At 73.7% G+C, this 8,901-nt stretch carries 10 protein-coding genes; 3 read left to right on the top strand and 7 right to left on the bottom strand.

Going from position 1 to position 8,901, the window contains the following annotated elements; translation table 11 throughout:
- A partial coding sequence (locus VN520_RS19695) for an NAD(P)/FAD-dependent oxidoreductase (protein ID WP_325748242.1) occupies positions 1-754 on the bottom strand: 754 nt, incomplete at its 3' end.
- Between the two features lie 148 nt (positions 755-902).
- Here VN520_RS19695 and VN520_RS19700 point away from each other — a divergent pair.
- The gene (locus VN520_RS19700; protein WP_325748243.1) at positions 903-1,694 is read left to right on the top strand and encodes a TSUP family transporter; all 792 of its coding nucleotides are present in this window, start codon (positions 903-905) and stop codon (positions 1,692-1,694) included.
- Positions 1,695-1,774: 80 nt separating this feature from the next.
- Here VN520_RS19700 and VN520_RS19705 read toward each other — a convergent pair whose 3' ends face one another.
- The 4 genes from VN520_RS19705 to VN520_RS19720 all read right to left on the bottom strand — a co-directional run bounded on the left by VN520_RS19705 (position 1,775) and on the right by VN520_RS19720 (position 4,938).
- Entirely contained in the window at positions 1,775-2,407 is a 633-nt protein-coding gene (locus tag VN520_RS19705; RefSeq protein ID WP_325748244.1) for a class F sortase, read from the bottom strand.
- 23 nt (positions 2,408-2,430) lie between these two features.
- A complete protein-coding gene (locus VN520_RS19710) occupies positions 2,431-3,159 on the bottom strand; it encodes a hypothetical protein (RefSeq protein ID WP_325748245.1) in 729 nt (242 codons plus the stop codon).
- 370 nt (positions 3,160-3,529) lie between these two features.
- Positions 3,530-4,006, bottom strand: coding sequence for a DUF5990 family protein (locus tag VN520_RS19715; RefSeq protein WP_325748246.1), 477 nt, complete (start codon positions 4,004-4,006; stop codon positions 3,530-3,532).
- Between the two features lie 137 nt (positions 4,007-4,143).
- A complete protein-coding gene (locus tag VN520_RS19720; RefSeq protein ID WP_325748247.1) occupies positions 4,144-4,938 on the bottom strand; it encodes an aminotransferase class IV in 795 nt (264 codons plus the stop codon).
- Between the two features lie 69 nt (positions 4,939-5,007).
- On the opposite strand from VN520_RS19720, the gene VN520_RS19725 reads away from it, so the two are divergent.
- Together VN520_RS19725 and cutA are read left to right on the top strand one after the other, a co-directional pair.
- Entirely contained in the window at positions 5,008-5,586 is a 579-nt protein-coding gene (locus VN520_RS19725; RefSeq protein WP_325748248.1) for an NAD(P)H-dependent oxidoreductase, read from the top strand.
- A 73-nt stretch (positions 5,587-5,659) separates the two neighbouring features.
- Positions 5,660-5,998 (top strand): divalent-cation tolerance protein CutA, encoded by a 339-nt coding sequence (gene cutA, locus VN520_RS19730; protein ID WP_325748249.1) that lies wholly within the window; start codon positions 5,660-5,662, stop codon positions 5,996-5,998.
- A gap of 120 nt (positions 5,999-6,118) precedes the next feature.
- Here the strand turns inward: cutA and VN520_RS19735 are convergent, their stop codons facing one another.
- Entirely contained in the window at positions 6,119-8,194 is a 2,076-nt protein-coding gene (locus tag VN520_RS19735) for a molybdopterin oxidoreductase family protein (RefSeq protein WP_325748250.1), read from the bottom strand.
- Between the two features lie 67 nt (positions 8,195-8,261).
- Positions 8,262-8,894 (bottom strand): SanA/YdcF family protein, encoded by a 633-nt coding sequence (locus VN520_RS19740; protein WP_414719892.1) that lies wholly within the window; start codon positions 8,892-8,894, stop codon positions 8,262-8,264.
- Positions 8,895-8,901 lie beyond the last annotated feature (7 nt).

Below are 8,901 nucleotides of genomic sequence, written 5' to 3' on the forward strand. Positions count from 1 at the left end.
CCTTGTGCACGGCGAGACCCGCGTCCTGGGCGAGACCCACGCGCGGATGCACCCCGCAGGCCAGCACCACCAGGTCGGCGCCGAGGGCGTACCCGTCGGCCATCTCGACCGAGCGGACCGCACCCCCGACGCAGCGCACACCGCGCACCCGGCTCTCGGTGTGCACCTCGACGCCGAGGTCCTCCAGGTGCCGGAGCACCAGCCGGGAGGCCGACGGGTCGAGCTGACGTTCCATCAGGCGCTCGCCCTGCTGGGCCAGCACCACCTGCGCGCCGCACTCCGCCAGAGCGCGGGCGGCCGACACCCCGAGGAGACCGCCGCCGATGACGACGGCGCGCACCCCGGGACGTACGGCGGCACGCAGGGCCAGGCAGTCGTCGAGGGTGCGGAAGGGATGCACCCCGTCCGGCAGCATGTGGCCCAGGCCCCGCAGCGGCGGCAGCACCGGGTTGGAGCCGGTGGCCAGCACCAGGCGCTCGTAGCCGATGACACCGCCGTCGTCGCAGAGCACCTGCCGCTGTGCCCGGTCGATCCGCACGACCCGCACCCCGCGCCGCACCTCGGCGGCCGGCAGTGCGATCACGTCCGGCTCGTACCGGCCGGCGAGCACCTCGGCCAGCAGCACCCTGTTGTACGGTGCGTGCGCCTCCTCGCCGATGACGGTGACACCGGGGACCCGGGCGGCGAGCCGTGCGCCCGCCATCCCGGCGCCGATCACCACCACCCGCGCCGCGTTCTCCGTCTGTGTCCTCATGCCCATGAGAGTGCGCGGCGGGTGTTACCCGACCGCATCCCTCCTGTTTCCCGGGAGGAACCTTGCGCTCAGCGCGTGATGACGCCCTCTGTGAGGGGAGGGACGACCGGTTGGACGGTGTACCCGCCGGCTGCTTAGGGTCATGGTCATGCCCGAGATAACGCTCACCACCCTGGTCTTCCTCTGCCTGGCCGCCCTGGCGGCCGGCTGGATCGACGCGGTGGTGGGCGGCGGCGGCCTCCTCCTCCTGCCCGCCCTGCTGCTGGGCCTCCCGCACGTCCCGGCCGCCCACATCCTCGGCACCAACAAGGCCGTCGCCATCGTCGGCACGTCGGGTGCCGCCGTGACCTACGTACGCAAGGCGCCCGTCCAGGTGGGCACCGCCGTACGGATCGGACTCATGGCGCTCGCGGGATCGATGGCCGGCGCCTTCTTCGCCGCGGGCATCAGCAGCGACGTACTGCGCCCGGTGATCATGGTGGTACTGCTCGCCGTGGCGGCCTTCGTGATGCTGCGCCCCTCCTTCGGCACCGCGGGGGCCGGCGACGGTCCGGGCAAGAAGGTCTCCCGGGCCCGTACGGTCACCGCGATCGTCCTGGTCGGCGGCGGAATCGGCTTCTACGACGGGCTGTTCGGACCCGGCACGGGCACCTTCCTGGTACTGGCCCTGACCGCCGTGCTCCACCTCGACCTGGTCACCGCCTCCGCCAACGCCAAGATCGTGAACGTCTGCACCAACGCCGGGGCGCTGGCGATGTTCGCCCACCAGGGCACGGTCCTGTGGCAGCTGGCCGCGCTGATGGCCGTGTTCAATCTGACGGGCGCGATGCTCGGGGCGCGGATGGCGCTCAGGAAGGGCAGCGGCTTCGTGCGCGCAGTCCTGCTGGTCGTGGTGTTCTCACTGGTCGCCAAGCTCGCTTTCGACCAGTGGACGGCCTGACCGGCTCCGACCGGTGGGCGGTCTGACCGGTTCCGGATCGGTGGGCGGTCTGACCGGTTCCGGATCGGTGGACGGCCTGGTCAGCGCACCTCGGTGAGGTGGGCGTACGCCACCACGTTGCCCTGGTAGCCGGTTTCGCGGGTGAAACCGCCGCCGCAGGTGATCAGCCGCAGCGAGGCGTGCGGCGTGGCGCCGTAGACGCGCTTGTCCGGGAACTCGTCCTTGTCGTACACCTCGACCGCGTCGACCGAGAAGACGGCGGTACGGCCGTCCCGGCGGCCGATCTCGACCGCGGTCCCCTTCTTCAGGGATCCGAGGGCGTAGAAGACGGACGGGCCCTCGGCGTTGTCGACATGACCGGCGACTATCGCGGTGCCCTTCGCGCCGGGCGGCGTGCCGTCCTCGTACCAGCCCGCGAGGTTCCGCTTCCCGGCGGGCGGCACGTCGAGGCTGCCGTCCGCGCCCAGCCCCAGACCCGTCATGGGCGCGTCCACACCGATGGCGGGGATGCGGATCCTGACCGGCTCGGAGGGGCGCAGCGGTGCGGCGACCCGTGTGCCGGGCCGTGGCTCGGAGCCCGCGGCGAAGGCCTCCGCAGTGGTCGGCTGGGGGGCGACGGTCCTGACGGCCGCACCGTTGTGGACCAGCCACAGGCCGCACAGCGCGGCGATGCCCACCAGCCAGGCCCTGGCTTTCAGCGTCGTCCCGTCCACGTCCCGTCCTCCGCCGGCCGGCCTCAGTAGCGCATGCCGCCCGTGCGGCGCCGGCGCAGGAGCAGGAGGCCACCGATGACTGCCGCCCCGACGAGGCCGGCACCTGCGGCGAGCTGAGCGGTATCGGGGGCGGCGCTGCCGCCGGTGCCCGTCCCGACGTGCCCGGAGGGCCGGCTGGGGCTGGGCGCGGTGGTGGGCCTGTGCCCCGGGGGCACGGGCGGTTTCGCGGATCCCGGGTCGGACCCGGGCGGACGCACGGGTTCGGGGCGCGTTCCCGGCTTCGTCCCGGGGGGCGTCCCCGTCCCGGACCCGGGCCGCTGACCTGCTCCGGGCTCGTCCCCGGTTCCTGCCTCGTCCCCGGTTCCGGCCTCGCCCTCGTCGGGCCAGGCGGGCTCATCGAGCGCCGCGGGGTCCTCGGCCTCCAGGCCGTCGGTGGGGTCAGGGCCTTCGGCCGGTTCCAGATCCCCGGTCGCCAGGTATCCGGCCTCCGGGCCCCCGAACTCCAGGTCTTCGGACTCCAGGTCCTCGGTCGTGCCGTCGGCCGTAGCCCCGGCGCTGTCGCAGGAGACGGCCGTACCGGTCCCGGCCGTCCTCTCCGGCCCGCAGTCCGCAGCGCCGGGCGCGGCCGCCGCGGCGGAGAGCTGCGGGCCGGGGAGTACGGCCGCGTGGGCGGAGGGGGAGGCGAGGCCGAGCGCGGCGGCGGTGAGGGCCGCGGCGGCGGTACCGGTCACGAGGCGGGCAGGGCTGCGCATGGGAATCCTCCGGGCAGACGGATGTGTCCTGCCTCCGAGGTAAGGGGCCAGGGCTCCCGGCCGCATGCTGACGTCCAGTCAGCTTTCACCCGTACGGGCCCCGGGCGCCCGCCCGTCCGTCCGGACCGGCGCAGGTCGCGGCGGTGGTGGAGGCCGCAGGGCCCGCCCGGGCCCGTACGGGTGACCCTTCCTGGCGCGTGAAGAGTGATGCGGGTCACAGGAGTGGGCTCGTGCGAACCGGGAACACGGTCCATATCCCCCCACGGGACGGCAGCCCCCCGCCGGCCCCATGGATACCGCCCTCACCGGCCCACCCCCCCCCGGGGCCGCTGAGGGCGGCGTCATGCCGCCTCCGTGACCCGGCCCCGTCTCAAGCCCCGGAAGAAGCGCTCCCGTCCGTCGCCGACCAGACGATGTCCGGCGGGCGTACGCGGGCGCAGCGCGGCTGTCCCCGGCCGTCGGTCAGGCGCAGCCGGGCGGTGAGGTGCCCCGTCCGTGAGGCGGCCTCCAGGACCTCCGGGCCGATGTCGCTCATCATCAGCTTGGCCCGCCGGAACATGGTGAAGACGCCGGAGGCGTCGACGGTGCCCCAGGACAGATGGACGAAGCGGCCACCGAACCGGTGCTGGATGTACGGCCCCGACACCGCGATGCCCTCCGCGGTGGGAACGGCGGTGCAGTCCAGGGTCCAGGAGGCGGACGGAGCGTCACCGGGGTGCAGGCCGAGCAGCTCGCCGGGCCGGTCCTTGCGCTGTACGCCGACGTGGATGTTGTCGAAACCGGCGAAGTCGGTGTCCGGGCCGCAGGTGCGGCCCGGGAGTTCTGAGGCTTCGATATGGATCTGCATGACCCCATGGTCCCGTACGCCGAGGAGGCCGGTCCGCCCCGCGAGGAAGGCCGGACCGCCCCGCCAGGAGACCGGTCCGCCCCGCGAGGAGTCCGGTCCCTCCTGCGGGAGGGCGTCAGGGCGCCTTGCGGGGAGGGTCAGACCGTCTCGCGCGGGGAGTCGTCGTACACCTGGCCGACCATCTTCATCAGGCCCTCGTCGACGGTGAAGGGGATGTCGTCGATCCGGTGGACCGGTGCGATGCCCTGCGAGTTGGTGACGAACGCCGCCCGGTACGCGGCCACGGCGTCCAGGGGCACCCCGCGCCGCACGGAGGGGCGGTCCGTCCGCGCGAGGCCGCTCTCCAGCAGCGCCATGGTGATGCCCGTCAGTGCCGGGGCGTCCGGCCAGACCACCGAAGTGCCGTCCCAGAAGGCGATGTTGGTGATCGCTCCTTCGGTGACCATGCCGCCGGGTGAGATCAGCAGCGCCTCGTCGAAGCCCGCCCGCCGGGCCTGCTGCCCGTAGTAGGTCTGGCAGAACTCACCGGGCCGCTTGATGTGCGGTACGGAGCGTGCGAACGGGACCGGCATCAGGCTCCTGGGCGCACCGTCCGCACGGGCCGGCTCCCGCACCGTCACCATCACCACCGTCGCCGTGCTGTCCGGCGGCAGGAAGCCGTGCACCCGGAGCGACGCGTCCCGTACGCCGGCGCCGTCGAGTGCGTGCCCGATCAGTTCCCGCACCCGCTCCCCGTCCAGGGGCTGCCCGAAGAGTTCCCGGTTCGCGGAGTCCAACCGGTCCAGATGCAGGGAGAGTCCGCGCACCGCGCGGTCCCTGACCTGCATCGCGGTGAAATGGCCGTAGCCGGCGAAGGCCGGGATCCGCAGGTCCTCCGCGGTGGCGGGCCGGCCGTCGAACTCGACGTGGAGGTCCGGTGCGGGAGCGGTCATGACCTCCAGTCTAGGTGCCGGCACCCGGCACTTGACCTCAATCACGGTTGAGGTGTGAGGCTTCGGCACATGGACCTCACCACACCCTTTCCCCCTTCCTCCGACGCCCCGATCGAGGTGGCCGTCATCCTCGGCAGCAACCGCGAGGGCCGTTTCGGGCCCAGAGTCGCCCGGTGGTTCCTGGGGCAGGCGTCCGGCCACCCGGATGTGGAGACCGGGCTGATCGACGTCGCCGACACCGAGCCGCCCGCCACCGGCGGCGCGCATGCCACCTCCCGGCTGGCACGCGCCGACGCCTTCGTCGTCCTGACCCCCGAGTACAACCACTCCTACCCGGCCCCGCTGAAGAACCTCATCGACCGGCACTTCACCGAATGGCAGGCCAAGCCCGTCGCCTTCGTGTCCTACGGCGGGATCTCCGGCGGCCTGCGGGCCGTGGAACACCTGCGCCAGGTCTTCGCCGAACTGCACGCCATGACCGTGCGTGACACGGTCTCCTTCCACAACGCCGGCGCGCTCTTCGACGACCGGGGCGTGCTCAAGGACCCGGCCGAGGCCGACGGGGCGGCGAAGAGGATGCTGGACCAGCTGGTCTGGTGGGGCCGCGCCCTGCGCGAGGCCAGGACCCGGCACCCGTACGGCGGCTGACATGACGAGGGCCGACGAGCGAGGGGCCGCGGACACCGATCAGAAAAGGACACCGACCAGAAGGAGGCCCGGGATGGCCGAGCCCGCATGGCTGACCGTACTGACCACGACGGACAGCGAGGAGAAGGCCCACGCCCTGGCCCGGGGCGCGGTGGAGGCGCGGCTCGCCGCCTGCGCCCAGATCTCGGCGCCCGTCACCTCCGTCTTCCGCTGGCAGGGCGCGGTCGAGACCGGTGAGGAGTGGCAGGTGGTGTTCAAGACGGCCGCCGAGCGGTACGACGAGCTGGAGGCCCACCTCGTCGCGGCCCACGACTACGACACGCCCGAGATCATCGCCACCCCCGTCGTGCGCGGCAGCGAGCGCTACCTCGCATGGGTGTCCGCGGAGACGGCGCCTGACACGGCACTGTGACGGACGTTTTGCCGCCCTTGTCCGTGTACGGCACGCCGCGCCCCCGGGGAGCCCGGCCACGGCCGGTCCCTCCGGGGGCGCGTCCGCGAGGGAGGCCGGCCGTGCCGAGCGGCGGCCGGCTCAGCCGGCGGCCTTCACCCTTACGGCGCACACCTTGAACTCCGGCATGCGCGACACCGGGTCCAGCGCGGGATTCGTCAAGGTGTTGGCCCGGCCCTCGCCCGGCCAGTGGAACGGCATGAACACGGTGTCCTGCCGGATCGCCACGGTGATCCGGGCCGGTGCCACCGCCCGCCCGCGCCGCGAGGTGACCGCGACGCTCTCGCCCTCGGCCACCCCGATCCGCTCGGCGAGCCGCGGATGCAGCTCCACGAACGGCCCGGGCGCGGCGGCGTTCAGCTCGGCCACCCGGCGGGTCTGCGCCCCCGACTGGTACTGGGACACGACCCGCCCGGTCGTCAGCACCACCGGGTACTCCGCGTCCGTCTCCTCGGCGGCGGCCCGGTGGGTGACGGGGACGAACCTGGCCCGCCCGTCGTCCGTCGCGAACCGCTCCAGGAACAGCCTCGGCGTCCCGGAGTGCTCCTCGTCAGGGCAGGGCCAGAACACCCCGTCCTCCGCCGCGATCCGGGCGTAGGTGATGCCCGCGTAGTCGGCCGGGCCACCCGCCGAGGCCCGGCGCAGCTCGTCGAAGACCTCCTCCGGCTCGGCCGGGAACCCCTTCCCGTGCCCCAGGAGCCCGGCCAGCGCGTTCAGCACCTCCAGGTCGCTGCGCACCCCCTCCGGCGGCGTGACCGCCTGCTGCCGCAGCAGCACCCGGCCCTCCAGGCTGGTCGTCGTCCCGCTCTCCTCCGCCCACTGCGTCACCGGCAGCACCACATCGGCCAGCGCCGCCGTCTCCGACAGCACCACGTCCGCGACCGCCAGGAAGTCCAGCGACCGCAGCCGCTCCTCGATGTGCCCCGCGCGCGGCGCCGACACCACGGGATTCGACCCCATGACCAGCAGCGTCCGCACATCCCGCCCCAGCGCGTCCAGCAGTTCGTAGGCGCTGCGGCCCGGCCCCGGCAGCGTGTCGGGGTCGACGCCCCACACCTCCGCCACATGGCGGCGCGCCGCCGGGTCCGTGAGCTTGCGGTAACCGGGCAGCTGGTCGGCCTTCTGGCCGTGCTCCCGGCCGCCCTGGCCGTTGCCCTGACCGGTCAGGCAGCCGTAGCCGGACAGGGGACGGCCCGCCCGGCCGGTGGCCAGGCAGAAGTTGATCCACGCCCCCACCGTGTCCGTGCCCTTGGACTGCTGCTCGGGTCCCCGCGCGGTGAGCACCATCCCGGTCCCCGCCCCGCAGAACATCTCCACGGCCTCGCGCAGCTGCGGCACGGGCACCCCGGTGAGGCGCTCCACCAGCTCCGGCCAGTGCGCCATCGCACCCGCCCGGGTCTCGTCCCAGCCGCTCGTCCGGGCGCGGACGAACTCCTCGTCCACCCGCCCGTCGGCCACGACCAGGTGCAGCATGCCGAGGGCGAGGGCCAGATCCGTGCCGGGCCGGGGCGCCAGGTGCAGATCCGCCTGCTCGGCGGTCCGGGTCCGGCGCGGATCGATGACGATCAGCCGGCCGCCGTTCTCCCGCAGCTCGGTCAGATAGCGCAGGGCGGGCGGCATCGTCTCCGCGAGATTCGAGCCGACCAGGATCACGCACCCGGTCCGGGGGATGTCCTCCAGCGGGAACGGCAGCCCACGGTCGAGGCCGAACGCCCGCTGGTGCGCGGCGGCCGCCGACGACATGCAGAAGCGGCCGTTGTAGTCGATCTGCGAGGTGCCGAGCACCACCCGGGCGAACTTCCCGAGGGCGTACGCCTTCTCGTTGGTGAGCCCGCCCCCGCCGAACACCCCCACGGCGTCCGCGCCGTGCTCCGCCCGTGTCCCGCGCAGCCCGTCCGCGATCCGCTCCAGCGCCTCGTCCCAGCTCGCCGGCACCAGCTCACCGTCCGTGCCGCGCACGAGGGGCCCCGTCAGCCGCACACCGGCGGCGAGCACGGCGGGCGCCGTGCGCCCCTTGCCGCACAGGGCCCCCCGGTTGACGGGGAACTCAGGACGCTCCACGACCTCGACCACCCCGCCGTCGGTGACCGGTCGCAGCTTCATCCCGCACTGGAGCGCGCAGTACGGGCAGTGGGTGGATGTCTCGGTGCGGGCCATACGCCCAGCGTGCGAGGCGGGTATTACGAGTACCGGTGCCTCCGGTTACACCCCCGGTACGCGCACCTCAGCCCGCCCCGCCCGGCGCCGTGAGGTCACCGGCGAGCACCTGGGCCACCCCCGGCTCCCGCGGACCCAGGAAGTGCGGATCCGGCTCGAACACGGTGTTCAGGAGCGCCTTGCCCGCCGCGAACACCTCCCGCGCACCGCCGTAGTACCAGGTCGCGTCGTGTACGGCGTCGACGCCCACCCCGTACGCGTCGATCCCGGCGGACCGGCACAGGGCGATCGCCCGGCGTATGTGGAAGCCCTGGCTCACCAGGACGGCCCGGTCGACCCCGAATATCTTCCTGGCCCGGACGCAGGAGTCCCAGGTGTCGAAGCCCGCGTGGTCGCTGACGATCCGCCCGTCCGGCACCCCGCGCCCGATGAGGTACGTGCGCATGGCATCCGGTTCGTCGTACTCCACACGGCTGTTGTCCCCCGTGACGAGCACGACCCGGACCTTGCCGGTGCTGTACAGCTCGGCGGCGGCGTCCAGCCGGTGCGCGAGGTACGGCGACGGCCGGCCCTCCCGCAGCCCGGCCCCGAACACCACGGCGACCTGCTGCGCCGGGGCGTCGGCCGTCGTCCGCACCCGGGCGTCGGCCGTGGTGTGCAGCCATGCCGCGGGCGCCAGCGCCACAGCGCAGGCGACCATCAGCGCC

The sequence above is a fragment of the Streptomyces sp. genome (assembly GCF_035563135.1).
In the GTDB taxonomy this organism is placed as follows: domain Bacteria; phylum Actinomycetota; class Actinomycetes; order Streptomycetales; family Streptomycetaceae; genus Streptomyces.

Coding starts and splice junctions, on each gene's coding strand:
- VN520_RS19700 (WP_325748243.1), top strand. CDS start 903: ATGCCCGAGATAACGCTCACCACCCTGGTCTTCCTCTGCCTGGCCGCC.
- VN520_RS19710 (WP_325748245.1), bottom strand. CDS start 3,159: ATGCGCAGCCCTGCCCGCCTCGTGACCGGTACCGCCGCCGCGGCCCTC.
- VN520_RS19715 (WP_325748246.1), bottom strand. CDS start 4,006: ATGCAGATCCATATCGAAGCCTCAGAACTCCCGGGCCGCACCTGCGGC.
- VN520_RS19720 (WP_325748247.1), bottom strand. CDS start 4,938: ATGACCGCTCCCGCACCGGACCTCCACGTCGAGTTCGACGGCCGGCCC.
- VN520_RS19725 (WP_325748248.1), top strand. CDS start 5,008: ATGGACCTCACCACACCCTTTCCCCCTTCCTCCGACGCCCCGATCGAG.
- cutA (WP_325748249.1), top strand. CDS start 5,660: ATGGCCGAGCCCGCATGGCTGACCGTACTGACCACGACGGACAGCGAG.
- VN520_RS19735 (WP_325748250.1), bottom strand. CDS start 8,194: ATGGCCCGCACCGAGACATCCACCCACTGCCCGTACTGCGCGCTCCAG.
- VN520_RS19740 (WP_414719892.1), bottom strand. CDS start 8,894: ATGGTCGCCTGCGCTGTGGCGCTGGCGCCCGCGGCATGGCTGCACACC.